Raw genomic sequence first — 19222 nt, 5'->3', positions numbered from 1 at the left:
TGGGCCGGTGGCGGGGAGTGACGGCCTGTCAGGGGACCCTTCCGAGGAACTCCCTCGTGCGGGTCTCGCGGGGGTGGTCCAGCACCTGGCCCGGCGGCCCCTGCTCGACGATGCGGCCCCGGTCGAGGAAGACCACCTGGTCGGCGATCTCGCGTGCGAAGCCGATCTCGTGGGTCACCACGATCAGCGTGGTTCCCCCGTCCGCCAACTCACGTATGACAGACAGGACTTCACCGACGAGCTCCGGGTCGAGCGCCGATGTGGGCTCGTCGAAGAGGATCACCCCCGGTTCCAGGGCCAGTGCTCGGGCGATGGCCACCCGCTGCTGCTGCCCGCCGGACAACTGCCGGGGATACGCACCGGCCTTGTCCGACAGCCCCACCCGTTCCAGCAGCGCGCGGGCCAGGGCCCGGCCGCCCTCCCGGTCGGTGCGGCCGGTGGCGGTCGGCGCGGCGGCGATGTTCTCCAGCACCGTCAGATTCGGGAACAGGTTGAAGTGCTGGAAGACAAAGCCGATACGGCTGCGCTGGGCCCGGATCGTACGCTCGGTCAACTCCTTGAGCCGGCCGCGGAAATGCCGTACGCCGACGGGCTCACCACCGACCGTCACATGGCCGGTGTCCAGCTTCTCCAGATGGTTCACGGCACGCAGCAGCGTCGACTTGCCGGACCCGGAAGGGCCGATGACGACCGTGACCGAACCGGGCTCGACCGTCAGATCGATGCCGCGCAGCACCTGGTGGTCGCCGAACCACTTGTGCGCCCGGTGGATCTCCACGGCCACCGGAGTGGCGCGGACGGCGGACTCCTTGCTCTCCGGCGCGCCGACACTCATATGCCCGCTCCGATCGCGATACGGGCGCGGGCGCCGCGGACCGCCGAACGGACCCGCTGCAGCGGTGTGGGCGGTACGGTGCGCAGCGCACCCCGTGCGGAGCGGCGCTCCACATAGAACTGGACCACCGAGACCGCGCTCGTCAGGACGATGTACCAGAAGGTGGCCACCAGCAGCAGCGGTACGACGTCCCCCGGGTAGGTGCTGCCCAGGCTCTGCACGGTGCCGAAGAGGTCGAGCAGCGAGACGTAGAAGACCAGGGATGTGCTCTTGACCAGGCCGATCAGCTGGTTGACATAGGCGGGCACGGTCACCCGCAGGGCCTGCGGGAAGACGATGCGGCGGAACTGGAAGCCGCGCGGCAGTCCCAGGGCCGAGGCCGCCTCGTGCTGCCCCTGGTCGACGGAGAGCACACCGGCCCTGACCACCTCGGCCGCGTACGCGGCCTCGTTGAGGCTGAGGCCGACGACGGCGACCACCAGGTCCGTGGCGAGATGGGACTCGTCGAACCGGAAGAAGGCGGGCCCGAACGGGACGCCCAGGCTCAGAGTCCGGTACAGCGCGCTGAAGTTGTACAGGAACAGCAGGACGACGATCAGCGGTACGGAGCGCAGCAGCCAGATGTAGACCCAGGAGACCGACCTGAGCACCGGGTTGGGCGAGAGCCTGCAGAGCGCGAGGACCACTCCGCCGATGAGCCCGGCCACGGCGCTGAGCGCGGCGACTTCGAGGGTGATCACCAGTCCGTCGAGCACCACGGGTCGGACGAACCAGTACGAGAACCGGCTCCACTGGTAGAACGGGTTGCTCACCAGCCCGTGGAGGAACTGGGCGACGAGCACCACGACCACCGCGGTCAGTACCCAGCGCCAGGGGTGACGCAGCGGCAGCACCCGCTCGGCGGCGATACGGGGATCGCGCTCCGGACCGCGGGGACCACCGGGACCGTCGGCACCGGCGCCCGAAGCGGCGTCAGGGCCGGCGTCAGGGCCGGCGGCCGGACCTGCTTGCGGCTGTCCGGCAGGCGCGCTCGGTGCGCTCGGTGCCCCGGCGGGCGGCGAGCCGGCGGTCACCGGCTCGTCCGGGGGCGCGGACATCTCGGGCATGGGTACTCCAGGGATCAAGAGATGGCCGGACGGCGGGAGCCGGCACGGCTGGGCGACCCGGGCAGGGCGCCGGGAAACGGCGGTCCGGGGAAGGCCTGGGCCTGGGGGCGGGGGAGCGGGCCGGATTCCGGCCGGGCCGTCAGCGGCGGCGGTGCGGCACGCCGGCCGGCAGCCCGCCGGTACATGAACGGCGGCCGGTGTACGAACGGCGACCGGTGTACGAACGGCGACCGGCGTACGCATGACGACCGGTGTACGAACGGGGACCCGTGCACGACCGGCAACGGGTGCACGGACAACGGCGGCCGGCCGCGGGCGACGGTGTACGCGTGGAGCCGGGGCGCGGCACGGCGCGGCGCAGGCGGCCGACGGCCGCCGTCCTCTCCGGTGCGCTCTCCATGCCGGTCACCCTGGTTCTCTCTGGCCGTTCCGGGCGCGGCCGGGGACGCGCTCGGTGCGAGGGGCGGCGCACGGGAGTCGCGGCCGCTGGACCTGCGGGGGATCACCGGGCCGGTCCGGGCGTCAGTAACCCATGCGGGGAAGCCCGCGTCAATGCGCGTCCAGGGTGTGTGAACAGGTTTGCGCAGCGGCCCGGCCGGGGCCGGGGGAGTACCGGATCCACCGCTCTGAACTGGGCTTTCGCCCCGGTGATGTGGACGGTGCGCGGCTACGGCCCCGGCAGGGTTGCGGTCGGCGCGCGCCGTTCTTTTCGCGCCGCCGTAACACGGGCTTCATCCCCGAAATCCCACGTCCCGGCATGCGGACGTCCGGCCGGAGGACCCGGGTTCCGGAAGCGCCGCGTTCTCAAGCCACCTTCGCCGGAGCGCGCGGCCGTACTCGCTCCGGGACCTGGGCTTTCTCTCCGGGGATGCGGGGGCCACTTCCAGAGGCGCCGTGCCGAAGGCGAAGCGGTGGAAGGGGCACACGAGGTTCTGGCCCTCGACGGTGCCGCCGGCGCCGAAGTGGGCGCCGAGGTGGGGGCAGTACGGATGTACCGCGCGGGGACGGCCATCACGGGTGCGGTAGAGGACGATGTCCTCGTCCATGAAACGGCGGGTCAGGACCTTGCCAGGGGGCAGTTCTCGCGAGCGCGCCAGGCAGAACCAGCCACTGGGGTAGGGCAGATGCCATGCGGGCTCGTCTGCGGCGGCGTGGGGACCACGAGTTCCGGGAAGTTCGTCCCTCAACGTCATGGGCGGCATCCAAACACCGGAGAACGCACTGCATTGAGATTTTCCCGGCAAGATCACCCTGACGAGGTATCTGCCGGCCATATCACTGCGAGTGAGCATGGGTGACTCTAGGATCGTCCCTCTGAGCAAGCGGTCGGGGTGGCTCGGCATCAGCGCCGGGATGCTCACGACGCAGACAGGGGGCGCGCGCCGGTGGCCGACGACAACATCGAACGACATCATGAAGCGGAAGTCGTCGTCATCGGGGCCGGCCTCTCCGGCGTGGCCACCGTGATCGCGCTGCGCCGGGCCGGCTTCCACGACGTCGTCGTGTTGGAGAAGTCCGGTCGTCTGGGAGGAACGTGGCGCGACAACACCTACCCCGGCTGCGGCTGTGACGTACCGGCGATGCTGTACGAATACTCCTTCGCACCCCACACGTGGAGCCGGGGCTTCGCCGACCGGTCCGAGATCCTCGACTATCTGGACACCACCGCGGCAACCCACGGTGCGCACACGGCGATCCGCTACCACACCGAGGTGCTGAGCGTCCGCTGGGAGCCGGCAGCGCACCGCTGGAACCTGCGGACCACTTCGGGCCTGTACACCGCCCGAGCCGTGATCGTCGCCACCGGCCCCTGGACCCAGCCCCGCCATCCCGACATCCCCGGCCTCGACACCTTCACCGGCACCGCCTTCCACTCCGCCCGCTGGAACCACGAAGTCGACCTGACCGGACGGCGTGTGGCCGTGGTGGGCACCGGTGCGTCCACCGTCCAGTTCCTGCCCGAGATCCAGCCGAAGGCGGCTCATGTCGACGTCTTCCAAAGCACACCGCAGTGGGTCCTTCCGAAGCCCGACTACCCCCTCCCTCCAGGGCTCCACCGGTACTTCGCACACCACCCGCAAGCGCGCCGCACCCTACGCGGCCTGCACCACCGGACCCAGGAAGCCATCGGATTCCCCCTGCGCCACCCCCGCCTGCTGGGGCCCCTGGAGGCCCTGGCCCGCTTCCATCTGCGCTCCTCGGTACGGAACCGCGCCCTGCGCCGGGCCCTTACCCCTGACTACCCCTTCGGCGGCCGCCGCCTGATCACCTCCAGCACCTACTACACCGCCCTCACCCGGCCCAACGTACGGCTGCGTCCCACCCGCGTGACCGCCGTGGAGGGCTCCGACGTCATCGGCGCGGACGGCACCCGCACCCGCGCCGACGTCCTCGTCCTGGCGACCGGATTCCACATCGGCGACATCCCGCTGGCCCCCCATCTGCACGGCGCGGAGGGCACCTTGGCCCAGAGCTGGGCCAAAAGCCGCCGTGCCTACCTGGGCACCAGCGTCAGCGGATATCCCAACCTCTTCCTGCTCATCGGCCCGAATCTGCTCACCGGCACCACCGCCGTTCCCACCGTCCTCGAAGCTCAACTCCGCTACATCACCGCTGCCCTCAACCATCTGCGCGCCAGCGGGGCGTCTGCTCTGGATGTCAAGCCTGAGGCCGAAGCAGCCCATCAGCGTTCTCTCCACGAGGCGCTGCGCGACACCGCCTACAACGCCGGTGGCAGCACCGGCTACTACTTCGGCCTCCCGGGCATCAACACCTTCTGCTGGCCCTGGTCGACCGCCAGGCTCGTCAAGCGCCTGCACGCCTTCGACCCGGACGTCTACACCTGGTGGCTGCCGCTGCCCGCCCAGGCTGGTGCCGGGCGCGATGGTGTGCCCGCCCGCCCTTCGGACCGCCTCGGGTAGGCCGCTGCCTGTTCAACATCAGCGCCAGTGGCCCGGCCAGGGCCTGCGCCCCTTTCAACCCGGACGACGCCGAAGACGGCGAGGACGAGGAAGGCTGAGGGCCCGTGCCCCGGTCGATGTCATGGCCGGGGCACGGGCGGGGCTCAGTCCGCCTGGTTCCCGGCTCCCCGGGGCAAGCAGAACATCAGGGACCACATCAGCGCGAGGAGGCCGCCGGCCCACCAGAGCACGGTGAGGAACCCGTCACGATTGAGAGCCGCTTCGGACGAGCCCTTGGTGGTCGCGAAGAACACCAGGGCGCTCAGGGCGGTCCCCAGGGCGATGCCCAGGTGCATGGCGGTGTTGAAGAGGCCCGAGGCGGCCCCGGCGTCCTCCTGCGGGACCTTGGCCAGCGACAGGTCGGCCAGCGGGCCGCCGACCATACCGAGACCGAACCCGATCAGGACCACTGGAGCGGACATCCTCAGCAGGCCCAGATCCCCCTGCTCTGCGCCGGCTTGGAACCCGTAACCGGCCATCGCGGCGAGCGTGATGAGGGCCCCGGTCTGGGGGAGACGGCGGGCGAAGCGCCCGGCACTCTTCGCCGCGATGGATGCGCCGGCCAGCTCTCCGATGGAGAGCAGCACGAAGGCCAGTGCCGCAACAACAGGGCTCATGCCCAGACCCCGCTGGAGATACAGCGTCCAGGTCATGAAGAACAGCCCGCACAGCAGGCCGTGCATCAGCTGCGCGGCCATGCCGCCGGAGAACTGCCGCCTCGCGAAGAGGGGCAGGGGCACGAGGGGTGCGTTGTCCTGCCCACGCTGCTGCTGGCGCAGGAAGCCACCCAGCGCGAGGACGCCTGCGGCGAGCATGGCGAAGCACCACAGCGGCCAGTGACGCAGATGCCCCTCCGACATGGGGAAGACGATCAGAACGATGGCCAGGGCGGACAGCAGCACGCCGGTGAGGTCGAGCCGGTCGGCCCTGCGGGCGGTCGACTCGGGGATGAACCTGCGCCCCAGGACGAGCACGGCGAGGCCGACGGGCACGTTGACCAGGAAGACCGGCCGCCACGACAGGCCGAACAGATCCGCCTCGGTGAGCAGCCCGCCCATGATCGGACCCAGCACGTTCGAGAGGGACAGGACCGCCCCGTACAGTCCGAACGCCTGGCTGCGGCTCGCGCCGTCGAAGGCGACATGGATGGTGGCCAGAACCTGCGGAATCATCAGCGCTACGCCCGCACCCTGGACCAGGCGGGCGCCGATCAGCACACCCGGCCCGGCAGCGAGCCCGCACAGCAGAGAGCCCGCAGTGAACACCATGGCGCCGATCAGGAGCATCCTGCGTCGGCCGTAGAGGTCGCCGAGGCGTCCACCGGTGATCAGTCCGACAGCGACGGGCAGCGAGTAGCCGGTGGTCAGCCACTGCACCGCGGAGGGACCCGCGCCGGTCGACTCCTGGATCGCGGGCAGCGCGGTGAGCACGACCGACTGGTCGAGAAGGTTCAGGAGCTCGGCGCCCAACACCACCAGGAGGGCAATCCGGGCGGCGAAGGCCGTCTTCGGGTGTTGGGGTGATGGCTGCTCGGAGGACTGGGGGGTGTGCTGTGGCTCGTTGCCGAGCGCGGAGGAAGACAACAGGAACTCCTGATCCAAAGATCGGGGTGCCCTGCCGACTGCCACACCAGAGCCGGCAAACACGAAGCCCGGGGCAGACGGCAGAGCTGCACCCGGGAAGGAAGACTGCGGGGAAGGGTGACGCAACTCAGGCCAGCGGGACGTCCGCCCCCGAAGACGTGCGACACATCAGCACGTGGGGAACACGGACGACTGCATGGCCTGGCTGATAGGACGTCACCTCAAGATCGACACACAGAAGAAACAGGAACCGGTCACCGCCACCCAAACCGCGGCACAGCAACTGCTCCAAGGTACGGCACCGCTGGGCGCCGTCGCACACCAGGTGGCCGGCCCGCCGATTCGACGGCGCCGACGTCCCGCCCGCATCCGTCGGCTCGGACCTCACTGAGCTGCGTCTTTGCGGGGAACGGCAGAGGCGCTCGCGCAGTTGTGTGCGCGTGCGTGAGCGGTTGTCCGGCGCCGACTGCGGTGAGGAAGCCGGTCACGGGTCAGGGCTTTCTCGGCGAGCGCACCGGCGCCCCCCGGATCGCACCGACAGCGGACCGGCAGAGGGCCGACGGCGCACCGGGCCGGTGCTGCCCCGGCGCTCGATCCGCGCCGCCCGACTAGGGCGCCGACTCCGGCCCGTCGAGGAGCGCCAGCCGCTCCGTCACCTCGTCCGCGAAGCGCGTCAGCAGACGGCCGAGGTCTTGCCGGTCCTGCTCCGGCCAGTGGGCGACGGCCCCGGTGAACCACCCGATGAGCGTGTGGGCGTAACGCTCGGCGGCCTGTGCCCCGTTCTCGGTCGGCTCGATCAGACTGACCCGTCCGTCGTCGGGGTCGCCGATCCGCCGCACCAGGCCGTGCCGTTCCAACTGCTGGATCTGGCGCGTGGCATGGGGCTGGACGACCTGGACCGCCTCCGCGATCTCCTTGACCCGCAGCGGCCGGCCCGCGAAGTGCAGGGCGAGGAGTACGGAGAAGGGCGGCCGCTCCAGTGTGATCCCGGCCGCCTCCATGGCGTGCTGGGCCAGACGGCCGCGGCTGATGGCATTGCTCAGCTGTGCCAGACGCGGCATCACGGCCAGTACATCGTCCCGGCTGCCGTGCTCGGATCCATCCGGCGAGGGCGTGTTCATCCCGGCTCCATTTGCATACTTAAAACAGGTATCTATATGGTGGCGCTCGTTGATGGTGTTCGCGGGCACACCCTGTCCGCAATAAGGATACCTAAAGCAGGCATCTACTGTTCCGGGTGGGAGCCCGGACGGGGAGGACCCATGATGAACCCCACGGCCAACCGCACCATCCTGATCTCCGGCGCCAGTATCGCCGGACCGACCCTCGCCTACTGGCTCGACCGCTACGGCTTCGAGGTCACCGTGGTGGAGAAGGCCCCCGCGCTCCGCGGCGGAGGGTACGCGATCGACGTCCGGGGCACCGCGCGCGAGGTGGCGGACCGGATGGGAATGCTGCCGCAGCTCCGGCGGGCCCATGTGAACACCCGGAAGATCTCCTTCCTCGAAGCCGACGGCGGTGTCGTGGCCGCCGTGCGCCCCGAGGCCGTCGCCGGCGGCACGGAGGGCCTCGATCTGGAGGTGCGCCGCGGAGACCTGGCCGACTGCCTCTACGGTCTGGTCCGGGACCGCGTCGAGTTCCTGTTCGGCGACTCCATCGCGACCCTGGACGACCGCGGCGACGCCGTGGAGGTCACCTTCGACAGCGGCACCCGGCGCACCTTCGACCTGGTGATCGGCGCCGACGGGCTGCACTCCAACACCCGGCGGCTGGCCTTCGGCCCCGAAGAGCGGTTCCACCGCTACCTCGGTTACTGCTTCGCCGGGTTCACGCTCCCCAACGACCTCGGTCTCGAACGCGAGGCCCGGATGTGGAACGTTCCGGGCAGGGCCGCGACCCTCTACGCCCATGAGCTGGCCGACACGCTGCACGGGTTCCTGACGTTCGCACAGGAGGAAGCTCCCTTCGCCGCGTTCCGTGACCCGAAGGCCCAACGCGAGCTGGTGGCAGAGCGGTTCCCCGACGTGCAGTGGGAGATACCCCGGATGGTGGCGGCCATGAGGGACGCCGACGACCTCTTCTTCGACGTGGTGAGCCAGATCCATATGCCCGCCTGGTCCACCGGCCGTACGGTTCTGGCGGGGGACGCCGCCCACGCGACCTCCTTCATGTCCGGCCAGGGGTCGAGTGTTTCGCTGGTCGGGGCGTACGTCCTGGCGGGTGAGCTGGCGACCCACGCCGACCACACGGCGGCCTTCGCGGCCTACGAGGGGAGGGTCCGTGAGTTCGCGGAGCTGAACCAGGCGCTCGTCGTGGACGGCGCCGCCGCTACCGCACCCCGCACCCCGGAGCAGCTCGACGCGCGCAACGCGATTCTGCGCGGCAGCACCGATCTTCCTGCGGGGGGCCAGGTCACGGCTGCCAGCACCGCCCTGGTGCTGCCCGAGTACGGTCGCGCCGCATAGCGCTCCTGCCGCCGCGGCCGGGGGCGGGCGGTCATCCGCCCTTGTCGCCGGTCATAGTTACACCAGTGTGCAAATGTGGGGTGTTTACCCATAATGGGCCGCCCTATGCCTGTGCTTTTGTTCACGGTTGAACAAGCAAGTAAAACGGGGGCACTCAGGACAAACGGAATGTGAGGCTCCTCTAAGGTGCCGAAACATGAGCACTGCCACCACCGACCCCGCCCCCGCACAGCACCCCGTACGCGTCCTCCGCCATGTCTGGATCCCGCTGGAGGACGGCACCCGTCTCGCCGCCCGTGTCTGGCTGCCCGCCGACGCGGCAGGACCGGTTCCCGCGGTCCTGGAGTACATCCCGTACCGCAAGAACGACGGGACGGCCCCGCGCGACGTGACGCTGCACGGCCAGTTCGCGCGGGCCGGCTACGCCGCTGTGCGGGTCGACTGCCGGGGCAGCGGTGACTCCAGCGGCATCATGCTCGACGAGTACCACGCCACCGAACTCTCCGACGCGCTCGAAGTCCTCGCCTGGATCGAGCGGCAGGACTGGTCGGACGGACAGGTGGGCATCATCGGCAAGTCCTGGGGCGGCTTCAACGGCCTCCAGATAGCCGCCCTCCAGCCGCCCCAGCTGCGCTGTGTCGTCACCGTCTGCTCGACCGACGACCGCTATGCCGACGACGTGCACTACGCGGGCGGCTCCCTGCTCGCATCCGAGATGCTGCCCTGGGCCGCGACGATGCTCGCGTACAACGCCCGCCCGTCCGACCCGGCCGTGCTCGGCGACTCCTGGCGCGACGAATGGCTCGACCGCCTGGAGCGGACCGTCCCGTACGCCGAGGAGTGGCTGACCCACCAGCGCCGCGACTCCTACTGGCAGCACGGATCCGTCTGCGAGGACTACACGGCCATCAAGGTGCCGGTGTACGCGGTCGGCGGCTGGCTCGACCCGTACCGCGGCGCCGTCCTCCGGCTCATGGAGAACCTGCGGGTACCGGTCAAGGCCATGCTCGGCCCCTGGGCGCACACCTACCCCCACCAGGCCGAGCCCGGCCCTGCCATGGACTTCCAGGGCGAGTGCGTGCGCTGGTTCGACCACTGGATGGCCGGAGCCGACAACGGCATCATGGACGAGCCCGCCCTGCGCGCCTGGATACCCGACCCGGCCCCGGTCGGCTCCGACCTGGAGAACCGCCCCGGCCGCTGGGTCGCCGAACCCTCCTGGCCGGCCCCCGGTGTCGAGGCCGCGGTTCTGCCGCTCAGCCTGCTCGGCGGGGGCCCCGGCACGGCCGTGCTGCGTTCACCGCTCGCACTCGGCGCGTCCGGCGGCGACTTCCTCAAGTTCGGTGACATACCCGGGCAGTACGGGGACCAGGCCGCGGACGACGGCCGCTCGCAGACCTTCACCGGGCCCGCCCTCACCGAGCGTCTTGAGATCCTCGGCGTCCCCGAGGTGACCCTGCGCGTCACCAGCGACCGGCCGCAGGCGCAACTCGCCGTGCGGCTCTGCGAAGTCCGGCCCGACGGCAGTTCCAAGCTGGTCACCACGGGCTTCCTCAATCTCACCCACCGGGACGGGCACACCGACCCGCGCCCGCTGGAGCCCGGCCGCGCCTACGAGGTGACGGTGCCGCTGTTCGCCATCGGCCACGCCTTCGGCGTCGGCAACCGGCTCCGGGTCTCCGTCTCCGCCTCGCTGTGGCCGTGGATCTGGCCCTCACCGGAGCAGGTGGCGCTCGAACTGGACACCGAGTACGGCGAGCTGACCCTGCCGGTACGCGCACCGCGCCCCGCCGAGGACGCGGAGCTGCGCCCGTACGGTCCGCCGCTCGAAGTGCCCCCGCACAGCATTGAGTTGGTACCGCTGCCCGGTGCCCGGCGGGTCGGCTACGACCACGAGACCGGGGAACAGACCATCGTCACCACCCCGGCCGACGGCACCATGACCGACCGGGCCGACGGCCTGACCCGTACCGGCAGCGACCTCAACCGCTTCCGGCTGGTCGAGGGCGACCCGCTGTCCGCGTCCGTGGAGAGCGAGCGCGAGGAGTCCATCAGCCGGGGCGACTGGGCGACACGCATCAGCACCCGGTCCCGGATGACCGCCGACGCGACGGACTTCCTCGTGGTCAACCAGCTCTCCGCCTTCGAGGGCGCGGGCGACGACGAGCGCGAGGTCTTCACCCGTACCTGGTCCTTCAGCGTCCCCCGGGACCAGGTGTGAGGGGCCTTCGCCGCGCGCCCGCGGCCGTACTCCCGGCGGCGGGCCGCCGGCCGCTGCGCCGCCCCCCGGCCCGCCACTCCGCGCGGGTCCTGGCCGCCTGTCTGGCCTTCGCCCTCCTCGGCGCCCTGTCGGGCTGCGGCGCCGTCTCCGAGACGGCGGGCAAACCCACCGTGGTCATCGGGGCGAAGGAGTTCACCGAGCAGTGGATCATCGGTGAGCTGTACAAACAGGCGCTGACCAAGGCCGGTTACGACGTGGAGCTGAAGTCGAACATCGGCAGCACCACCGTCATCGACGGGGCACTCACCTCCGGCCAGATCGACCTGTACCCCGAGTACACCGGGGTCATCCTCCAGGTTCTGGCCCGGAGCGGCACGGTCCCGCACTCCGCCGCCGGGACCTACCGGGCGGCCAGGGCTTACGAGGAGACCCGCGGGCTGACGATGCTGGACCCGACCCCCTTCCAGAACCGCGACGCGATCGCCGTCAAGCCCGCCTTCGCCAAGAAGCACGGACTGAGGACCATCAGCGATCTGAGGAAGGCGGGACACGTCGTCTTCGCCGAGTACCCCGACAACATGGAGGGCGCACTCGGCTACCACGACATGGTGAAGACGTACGGGCTGCACAACACCGAGGTGAAGACCCTCAACATCGGCCTGCAGTACTCCGCGCTCGACCACGGACAGGTCCAGGCAGCGGACGTCTTCACCACCGACCCGCAGCTCGCGCGCGGGGGTTACACCCTGCTCGACGACACGAAGGGCTACTACGGCTTCCAGAACGTGGCCCCCGTCGTACGCAAGGGCGTACAGGAGAAGCAGGGCCCGGAATTCGCCAGGACGCTGAACAAGGTGGACGCGCTCCTCACTGACCAGGCGGTACGCGAGATGAACCGGGCGGTCGACACCGTGCGGCTCGCCCCCTCCGAAGTCGCGGCCAAGTTCCTGAAGGCCAACGGCATCAGCTGACGCGGACAGACCGCCGCGCGACGACCGCGGCGGCGCCCCGCCCACCCCATCCGCGACCTTCCGTCGCCCTCCAGGAGAAAAGCCCCCAATGAGCCAGGAAAGCCATAAAATTTCCGCCTCCGCGCAGGAGATCGTCTTCGACCACGTGGTGAAGACCTACCCCAACTCCGCATCGCCCGCGGTCGACGACCTGTCGCTGACGGTGCCAGCGGGGGAGATCTGCGTACTGCTCGGCCCGTCCGGAAGCGGCAAGACCACCGCGCTGATGATGGTGAACCGGCTCGCCGAGCCGACCGGCGGAGACATCCGCATCGGCGGCCGTTCCATCCGCGATCTCGACCCCATCCAGCTGCGCCGCTCGATCGGCTACGTCATCCAGCAGACGGGCCTCTTCCCCCATCTGTCGATCGCGGCGAACATCGCCACCGTCCCCAAGGTCCTCGGCTGGGACAGGAAGCGCACCAAGGACCGGGTGGCGGAACTGCTCGACCTGGTCGGCCTGCCGGCCGGCGAGTACGGGTCGCGCTACCCCAACCAGCTCTCCGGCGGCCAGCGGCAGCGAGTGGGTATCGCCCGCGCCCTCGCGGCCGACCCGCCGGTCATGCTGATGGACGAGCCGTTCGGCGCGCTCGACCCGATCACCCGCGAACACGTCCAGGACGAGTTCCTGGCGCTGCACGAGCGCATCCGCAAAACGGTGATCTTCGTGAGCCATGACATCGACGAGGCCGTGAAGATGGGCGACCGGGTCGCGATCCTCCGTGAGGGCGGCAGACTCGCCCAGTACGACTCGCCCCGTACCCTGCTGAAGAAGCCGGCCGACGACTTCGTCGCCCGGTTCCTCGGCGCCGACCGCGGACTGAAGCGCCTCTCCCTGGTCCGGCTCAGCGATCTGGAACTCACCCCGGCCACCGGCACCGACGCGCTGCCCGCTCTCCCGGGCGAGGCCACGCTCCGCTCCGCGCTCTCCCTCATGGTGGCCGAAGGTGCCGACGCCGTACGGGTCACCGGGGACGGCGGAACGGTCATCGGCACCGCGTCCATGGACTCCGTACGGAAGGCGGGCGCGGCATGAGCGCGGGACCTGTCATCCCGGACTACGGGAGCCCCAGCGCCTGCGTGGCGAACAACTCCACCTTCTGTATGGACTGGTTCACCGCGCACTGGTCGTCGCTCTTCTGGCCCGCGCTCGTCCAGCACATCGAACTCACCCTCATCGCCGTCGTGGCCGGTTTCGTGGTGGCCTTCCTGATGGCCGTACTCGCCCACTTCCAGGGGTGGTTCGCCATGCCGGCCTCCGCCCTCTCGTCGTTCCTCTACACGGTGCCGCCGCTGGCGCTCTTCCAGCTCCTGGTCCCGGTCACCGGGTTCTCGGTGCTCACCGTGGAGATCGCCCTCATCGCGTACAGCCTCTATCTGCTGTTCACCACGATCCTCACCGGGCTGCGCGAAGTCCCTGAGGACGCGGTGCGCGCGGCGCGGGGTATGGGACTGACCCGGCGGCAGATCCTCTTCAAGGTCGAGCTGCCGATGTCCCTGCCGTCCGTCATCTCCGGACTGCGGGTCACAACGGTGATGACCATCGGGACCGTCGCCATCGCCGCGTACGTCATCGACTCGGGCCTCGGCTCGCTGATCCTCAAGGCGCTGCAGTCGCCGTTCAACACCCAGTTCATCGGGGCGGGCGTACTCGCGGTCATCCTGGCGCTGGCCGCCGACGGACTGCTGGTACTCGCCGGACGGCTGCTCACGCCGTGGGCCCGGAGCAGGAAGGCCGCGTAAATGGACACCTTCGTCGGCTCGTTCACCTTCATGCACGAGCGGCTGTCGCTGATGCTGGAGAAGACGGGGCAGCACATCTGGATGTGCGCGATCGTGATCGCCGTCTCGCTGGTGGTCGCCGTGCCCGTCGGGCTCTGGCTCGGACATCTGCACCGCGGTGAGTTCGTCACCACCAGCATCTCCAACGTGGGCCGTGCCCTGCCCAACCTCGCGGTCATCGCGATCGGCCTGGGCATCTTCGGCCTCAACTTCGTCAACATCGCCGTCGCGCTGCTGATCACCGCCATCCCGCCGATCCTCAGCCAGGCGTATCTGGCCGTCGACCAGGTCGACCCTGACATGGTCCGGGCCGCACGCGGGATGGGTCTCACACCCCTGCAGGTCCTGCTCAAGGTGGAGCTGCCGCTGGCCCTCCCGCTGCTCTTCTCCGGGATCCGGATCGCGGTGGTGTACGTCATCTCCGCCGCGACCCTCGCCACGGTGGCCGGCGGCGGCGGTCTCGGGGACATCGTCCTCGGCCAGGCCAACTACGGTCTCGAAGGGGTGATCGCCGCGGCCCTGTGGGTGGCGGCCCTGGCGCTCGCCGCCGACGGGCTGATCGCGCTCGTCCAGCGGCTGCTCGTGCCCAAGGGGCTGCGGGCGTCGCGCGGCTGAGGGATGACGGGACAGCCCTCAGGGCCTTCTGTCCGGGGTCCGGGCAGCCACGGACCCCGGACGTCCGGACAGACCGACGCCCCCGGTACCGCGACGCTGCGGTACCGGGGGCGTTGGTCTGTCCTGATCAGTGAGCCAGGAACGCGAACCAGCCCTTGCTCATGTCCTTGTAGGCGCCGGCGTCCGTGATGCCCGCCGGGCCACCGAGGTTGTGGTAGTAGATGCCACTGGCTTCCTTCTCGAAGCCACCCGCGGCGGCGACGCCGTGGTGGTGGTGATGACCGTGGTCGTGGCCGTAGTCGAGGGCCGAGGCGGACGCCGCGCCGCCCAGAACCGCGGAGGCGGCGAAGGCGCCGGCGACGAGCATGCTGCGAAGACGCATAGAGACTCCTAATTCGACAACTACATGGGCAAGGACATGCATATCGGTTAGGAGGGACATCCGGAAGCCGCCCCGCCAGGCCCCAGCCGAACGGACGCACCTGTCATGCGGAAGTGGCACCGGTCAGGGCACAGGGGTGCGGTTCTCGTATGCGGAGGCGGTGCCCGGACACCGCGTCGGGAGGCGCCGGCGGGCGTCCGGGAAGCGCCGGCCGGCGCCCGGGGAGGTGCGGGCGGGCGCCCGGGATCACTCCTCGAAGTAGGAGTCCAGGACCGTGTCGAGCTGCTCCGCCCACTGCTTGAGCTCGTCCCGGCCGGACGCCGCGACATCGGCCTGGTACGTGTGGCGGTTCGGCATATGGACGAAGAGGGTCAGCCGTCGCCCGTACTTGGCGGTCCGGAACTCGACGGCGCCGATCTCGGCCCAGTCGAACTCGGCCTCCTGGTCGTCCAGTCGGAGCACCACGCCCGTACGGTTGGCGATGATCGCCGAGCGGCGGTCGGAGACCTCGAACGCCGGGGCCTCCCCGGCCCCGCTCCCGGGCTCCGTGTCGTGCGGGCCGGAGTCTCCGTGCTCACCGGCGCCGTCCCCCGCACCGGTCTCCACCGCTTCCGCGGCCCTCTCCGGCGCCTTCGTCTCCTCCGGTGCGCTGTCGCCGCCCGGGTCCTGCGGCGCCGCCGCGTCGGCTGCCGCCTCCATGTGCTCCGCAGCCTCCCCGTCGGCGGGTTCGGGCCCGGCCGTCGGGGCCTCGGCAGGCGGCGGCATCAGGCCGGGGACGTACGCCGGATCGGTCGCGGCGGCTTGCACGGGAAGCGGGCTCTTCGGACCTATGTGCTGTTCCACGGTGCGCAGTATGGACGATGGACCTGTGTGACAGCCAGTGGCCCGGAACCCCGCCCGGCGGTCCCGCTCCCGAGCGCCGGTTCCGGGTGTCCCTGCCTGATCCCGGGCGTCCCAGCCGGTGCGCCTGCCTGTCTCCGTCGGTGCGCCCCGTCAGTGTGTTTCGTCAGTGCGCCATCCTGGCGTGGATGACATCCGCGTACGCCCGCTCGCCCCGGGCGTTGGGGTGCAGCGGCGCAGCCGCCGCGGTGGGCAGGAAGCCCTCCACCCACTTGGCGTGGGGTGCCCGGCAGGCGTCGTGGCCCTTGCTCGGGGTGCGGACGTCGACGTACTCGGCGCCGTGCGCCGCGGAGACCGCCGCGATCACCCTGTTCATCCGGTCGATACCGGCCTGGAACCAGTCCGCGTCGCTGCTGAGCAGCGGCACCGCCGGCCAGCAGCCGCCCGCCCTGAGGTAATCCCCGTACCCGGTGACCAGCACCCTGGCCGCGGGCGAACGGCGGTGTACGGCGTCCAGTACGGTGGCGAGCTTCGGGCCCAGGCTGTCGATGCGGGCCGCCTCCTCGTCGACCCCGTCCCTGACGTAGGTGTCCTGGCAGTGCCCGCCGAGCGCGCTGAGCCGCACACAGCTGCCCGCGACACCCACCAGACCGGCGTCGTTCCCGCCGACGGTCAGGGTCACCAGCGTCGTACCGGGGCTCAGCGCGTCGATCTGGGGCGGCGCGGTGCCCGCGTCCGTGCCGAGGACGGAGAGCCGCTGGGGAGCGGTCATGTCGCCGGTCCTCGCGCCGCTGCAGGTGACATCGCGGAACACGTCCGCCCTGATCAGGGCGGCCAGCCGGTGCGGGTAGTTGCGGGTCGAACGTCCGCAGGCGACCGGCCCCGTGCCGCGCGGTACGAACGGGCCCGCCGCCATCGAATCGCCCAGCGCCACATAGACCTGGCGGGCCGGGCGCGCCGGGCCTCCGGCGTCGGCCGCCGCGGAGGTGAGACCGGCTGCCGTCGCCGAGGCGGTGAGCGCGGCCGCGGCGAGCACGGCCCCGATCAGCCGTCGTACTCCACGACAAGTGCCTGTGCGGCGTGCTGAGTTCACTGGGGCTCCCGGCTCCGTGGCTGTGCGGGTGGTGCGGTGGCGGCTGCGGTGCGGTGGCGGCCGTGTGCGCCGGCGGCCGCGGTGCGGTGGGCGGTGCCCACCACAACCTCCGTCACTTCCCCGGCGTTGTCGAGCACCGACGCGGCGCGGCACCGGTACCTCAACGACGCCGCGCCGGAACGGTGTTCGCCCGCTCCCTCCCGGTGACGCGCCCTGCGGTGCCGGGGGCGCCCGGAGTAGGACACACTGGTCCGGTGGCGGGCTACCTTCCCCATGAGGCCACGCGCCTCGTGGGACGAGAGAACGAGTTGGGCCATCTGCGGAACGCCCTCGCGGGGTACCGGCTGATCACGCTGACCGGGATCGGCGGGGTGGGCAAGAGCCGCCTCGCGCTCCGTGCGGCGGGCCTCGCGGCACCGGAGTGCCCCGACGGTGCGTGGTGGGCGGACCTCTCACCGGTCTCCGGCGAGCAGCTGCTGCTGCCCACCGTCTGTGATGCCGTCGGGCTCTCCGACCACACGACGCGCAACCTGGCCGACGCGCTCTGCGAATGGCTCGCCGACAAGCAGGGGCTGCTGGTGCTCGACTCCTGCGAACACCTGATCGGTTCCTGCCGTAGCCTGGTGGGGGACCTCCTCACCACGGCCCCCGGACTCACGGTGCTGGCGACCAGCCGCCAGGCGCTCGGAGTCCGCGGTGAGCACGTGGTCGAGATCGCGCCGCTGGAGGTCGACGGCGACCGGGCGGCGCTCACCCTCTTCACCGAACGGGCCGAACAGGCCGTGCCCGGACTCTCGTTGGCGGATCCGCGCACCGTCGCTGCGGCCACCGGCATCTGCCGTCAGCTCGAAGGCATCCCACTGGCACTGGAACTGGCCGTCGCCCAGCTCCGGGGCAGCTCGGTGGAGAAGGTGGCCGAGATGCTGTCCTCCCGCTTCGAGACACTGGTGCTCGGCGAGCGGGCCGGGGCGCCGCGCCTGCGGACCCTGCGGCACCAGCCCCCGCGGCACCGGACCCTGCGGACCGCCATCGGCTGGAGCCACGAACTGTGCGAACCGCTCGAACGGCTCCTCTGGGCACGGCTGTCCGTCTTCCGCGGCCCCTTCGACGCGGAGTCCGCCCGTGCCGTCTGCTCCGGCGGGCCGCTCCCGGCCGCCGAGGTCGACCGCGCGCTGCGCGGGCTCACCGAGAAGTCGGTCGTCGGCCGGGACGGCGCCCGGTACCGCATGCTCGACACCGTCCGTGAGTACGGCCGGATGTGGATCGCGGAGCTGGGCGAGGCCGAGGCGGTGGCCGAGCGTCACGCCGCCTTCTGTCTGGACCTCGCGCGCGCTGCCGACGCGGGCTGGCTGAGCCCCGGACAGAGCGAGTGGTACCGGCGGGTCGCCGACGTACACATCGACCTCTGCACCGCGATGGAACGGCTGCTGGTCACCGACCCCGGGCGCGCGCTCGAACTGATCGGTCTGGTCGGCTTCTACTGGAGCTGCTGCGGCCATCTGCACGAACTGCGCGGCTACGTGGAGCGCGCGCTGGCCCTCCACCCGGTGCCGGGGCCGGTCCGTGGCAGGGCACAGTGGGTGCTCGGGGTGAACGCGCTGCTCCAGGGTGAGCACGACCTGGCGCACGACCTGGGACTCCGGTGCGACGAGGACGCACAGCAGGGGGAGAGCACGGAGGCGTCGCTCGCCGCCGGGTATCTCCTCGGCCTCAGCCACCTGATGGCGGGCCGACCGCTGGCGGCGCACACCGTGGCCGTCCGGCTGCCGGCCTCCGCCGGTATGACGGAGGACTCGGCGTCCCGCCGCAAGTGCCGGCTGGTCGAGGTGTTCGCGCTCACCGGGCTCGGTCTGCTCGGCGAAGCACGGTTTCTCGCCACCGAGTTGCGTGACGTGTGCGCCGGGACAGGGGACTGGTGGACCCGCTCGTACACCGAGTACCAGCTCGCGCTGATCGCGCTCTTCCAGGACCGGCCGGGCGACTCTGCGGCCCATGCGCGGTCGATGCTCATGGGCAAGCGGCACATCGGGGACGCCTTCGGTATCGCCCTGGGCCTGGACGTCCTCGCGGCAGCCCTGGCGGCGCGGGGCGACGGTGAACGCGCCGCCCTGGTCTCCGGGACCAGCCAGGCGTACTGGCGCACGGTCGGACACCCGCAGCGCGGCACCCCCGAGCTCGGCCCCGTACGCGAGGAGTGCGAGCGTGCCGCGCGGGCCGCCATCGGGGACGAGGCGTACGCCGATGCGTTCCGCCGGGGTGCTTCGGTGCGGACGGCGCCGGCCCTGGCCCGCGCACTCGACGGGCAGCTGTCCCTGCGGTGAGCCGGTGCG

General features: G+C 70.9%; 16 protein-coding genes. 8 read left to right on the top strand and 8 right to left on the bottom strand.

Annotated elements, in window-relative coordinates:
• Positions 1–28: 28 nt before the first annotated feature.
• The 3 genes from ACWGKJ_RS16880 to ACWGKJ_RS16870 form a co-directional block, all read right to left on the bottom strand.
• On the bottom strand, positions 29–835 hold the full coding sequence (locus ACWGKJ_RS16880; RefSeq protein WP_385018157.1) for an amino acid ABC transporter ATP-binding protein: 807 nt from the start codon (positions 833–835) through the stop codon (positions 29–31).
• Positions 832–1932, bottom strand: coding sequence for an amino acid ABC transporter permease (locus tag ACWGKJ_RS16875; protein WP_385018337.1), 1101 nt, complete (start codon positions 1930–1932; stop codon positions 832–834). The genes ACWGKJ_RS16880 and ACWGKJ_RS16875 overlap by 4 nt, the downstream gene beginning before the upstream one ends.
• 740 nt (positions 1933–2672) lie before the next feature.
• Positions 2673–3134, bottom strand: coding sequence for a Rieske 2Fe-2S domain-containing protein (locus ACWGKJ_RS16870; protein ID WP_385018155.1), 462 nt, complete (start codon positions 3132–3134; stop codon positions 2673–2675).
• A 192-nt stretch (positions 3135–3326) separates the two neighbouring features.
• Between ACWGKJ_RS16870 and ACWGKJ_RS16865 the strand changes: the two genes are divergently transcribed.
• Positions 3327–4862 carry a flavin-containing monooxygenase gene (locus ACWGKJ_RS16865; RefSeq protein ID WP_385018153.1) on the top strand — a complete coding sequence of 512 codons (1536 nt, stop codon included), beginning with the start codon at positions 3327–3329 and terminating at the stop codon, positions 4860–4862.
• 143 nt (positions 4863–5005) lie between these two features.
• On the opposite strand, the gene ACWGKJ_RS16860 is transcribed toward ACWGKJ_RS16865, so the two are convergent.
• On the bottom strand, positions 5006–6484 hold the full coding sequence (locus tag ACWGKJ_RS16860) for an MFS transporter (protein ID WP_385018151.1): 1479 nt from the start codon (positions 6482–6484) through the stop codon (positions 5006–5008).
• A gap of 608 nt (positions 6485–7092) precedes the next feature.
• Complete coding sequence (locus ACWGKJ_RS16855; RefSeq protein ID WP_385018149.1) at positions 7093–7605, bottom strand: MarR family winged helix-turn-helix transcriptional regulator; 513 nt, start codon at positions 7603–7605, stop codon at positions 7093–7095.
• A 144-nt stretch (positions 7606–7749) separates the two neighbouring features.
• On the opposite strand from ACWGKJ_RS16855, the gene ACWGKJ_RS16850 reads away from it, so the two are divergent.
• The 6 genes from ACWGKJ_RS16850 to ACWGKJ_RS16825 all read left to right on the top strand — a co-directional run bounded on the left by ACWGKJ_RS16850 (position 7750) and on the right by ACWGKJ_RS16825 (position 14577).
• Positions 7750–8949 carry an FAD-dependent monooxygenase gene (locus ACWGKJ_RS16850; protein WP_385018335.1) on the top strand — a complete coding sequence of 400 codons (1200 nt, stop codon included), beginning with the start codon at positions 7750–7752 and terminating at the stop codon, positions 8947–8949.
• Between the two features lie 196 nt (positions 8950–9145).
• Positions 9146–11170 carry a CocE/NonD family hydrolase gene (locus tag ACWGKJ_RS16845; protein WP_385018147.1) on the top strand — a complete coding sequence of 675 codons (2025 nt, stop codon included), beginning with the start codon at positions 9146–9148 and terminating at the stop codon, positions 11168–11170.
• Complete coding sequence (locus ACWGKJ_RS16840; protein ID WP_385018146.1) at positions 11167–12141, top strand: ABC transporter substrate-binding protein; 975 nt, start codon at positions 11167–11169, stop codon at positions 12139–12141. Before ACWGKJ_RS16845 ends, ACWGKJ_RS16840 begins: the two co-directional genes overlap by 4 nt.
• 88 nt (positions 12142–12229) lie before the next feature.
• Complete coding sequence (locus tag ACWGKJ_RS16835) at positions 12230–13216, top strand: ABC transporter ATP-binding protein (RefSeq protein ID WP_385018144.1); 987 nt, start codon at positions 12230–12232, stop codon at positions 13214–13216.
• A complete protein-coding gene (locus ACWGKJ_RS16830; RefSeq protein WP_385018142.1) occupies positions 13213–13923 on the top strand; it encodes an ABC transporter permease in 711 nt (236 codons plus the stop codon). Before ACWGKJ_RS16835 ends, ACWGKJ_RS16830 begins: the two co-directional genes overlap by 4 nt.
• Positions 13924–14577 carry an ABC transporter permease gene (locus ACWGKJ_RS16825; RefSeq protein WP_385018140.1) on the top strand — a complete coding sequence of 218 codons (654 nt, stop codon included), beginning with the start codon at positions 13924–13926 and terminating at the stop codon, positions 14575–14577.
• Positions 14578–14704: 127 nt separating this feature from the next.
• Here ACWGKJ_RS16825 and ACWGKJ_RS16820 read toward each other — a convergent pair whose 3' ends face one another.
• The 3 genes from ACWGKJ_RS16820 to ACWGKJ_RS16810 form a co-directional block, all read right to left on the bottom strand.
• A complete protein-coding gene (locus tag ACWGKJ_RS16820; protein ID WP_385027187.1) occupies positions 14705–14959 on the bottom strand; it encodes a hypothetical protein in 255 nt (84 codons plus the stop codon).
• 246 nt (positions 14960–15205) lie between these two features.
• Complete coding sequence (locus ACWGKJ_RS16815; protein ID WP_385027184.1) at positions 15206–15802, bottom strand: hypothetical protein; 597 nt, start codon at positions 15800–15802, stop codon at positions 15206–15208.
• Positions 15803–15965: 163 nt separating this feature from the next.
• Positions 15966–16892, bottom strand: a complete 927-nt coding sequence (locus ACWGKJ_RS16810) for an SGNH/GDSL hydrolase family protein (RefSeq protein ID WP_385027181.1) — start codon at positions 16890–16892, stop codon at positions 15966–15968.
• Positions 16893–17146: 254 nt separating this feature from the next.
• Between ACWGKJ_RS16810 and ACWGKJ_RS16805 the strand changes: the two genes are divergently transcribed.
• Positions 17147–19213, top strand: a complete 2067-nt coding sequence (locus ACWGKJ_RS16805) for an ATP-binding protein (protein WP_385027178.1) — start codon at positions 17147–17149, stop codon at positions 19211–19213.
• Positions 19214–19222: the final 9 nt, after the last annotated feature.

It is taken from the genome of Streptomyces sp. NPDC054757 (assembly GCF_053612185.1).
The sequence above is the reverse complement of the archived record's forward strand: the minus strand, read 5'-3'. Positions and strand labels throughout refer to the sequence as shown.

Coding starts and splice junctions, on each gene's coding strand:
- ACWGKJ_RS16835 (WP_385018144.1), top strand. CDS start 12,230: ATGAGCCAGGAAAGCCATAAAATTTCCGCCTCCGCGCAGGAGATCGTC.
- ACWGKJ_RS16825 (WP_385018140.1), top strand. CDS start 13,924: ATGGACACCTTCGTCGGCTCGTTCACCTTCATGCACGAGCGGCTGTCG.
- ACWGKJ_RS16855 (WP_385018149.1), bottom strand. CDS start 7,605: ATGAACACGCCCTCGCCGGATGGATCCGAGCACGGCAGCCGGGACGAT.
- ACWGKJ_RS16880 (WP_385018157.1), bottom strand. CDS start 835: ATGAGTGTCGGCGCGCCGGAGAGCAAGGAGTCCGCCGTCCGCGCCACT.
- ACWGKJ_RS16820 (WP_385027187.1), bottom strand. CDS start 14,959: ATGCGTCTTCGCAGCATGCTCGTCGCCGGCGCCTTCGCCGCCTCCGCG.
- ACWGKJ_RS16850 (WP_385018335.1), top strand. CDS start 7,750: ATGAACCCCACGGCCAACCGCACCATCCTGATCTCCGGCGCCAGTATC.
- ACWGKJ_RS16830 (WP_385018142.1), top strand. CDS start 13,213: ATGAGCGCGGGACCTGTCATCCCGGACTACGGGAGCCCCAGCGCCTGC.
- ACWGKJ_RS16870 (WP_385018155.1), bottom strand. CDS start 3,134: ATGACGTTGAGGGACGAACTTCCCGGAACTCGTGGTCCCCACGCCGCC.
- ACWGKJ_RS16875 (WP_385018337.1), bottom strand. CDS start 1,932: ATGTCCGCGCCCCCGGACGAGCCGGTGACCGCCGGCTCGCCGCCCGCC.
- ACWGKJ_RS16845 (WP_385018147.1), top strand. CDS start 9,146: ATGAGCACTGCCACCACCGACCCCGCCCCCGCACAGCACCCCGTACGC.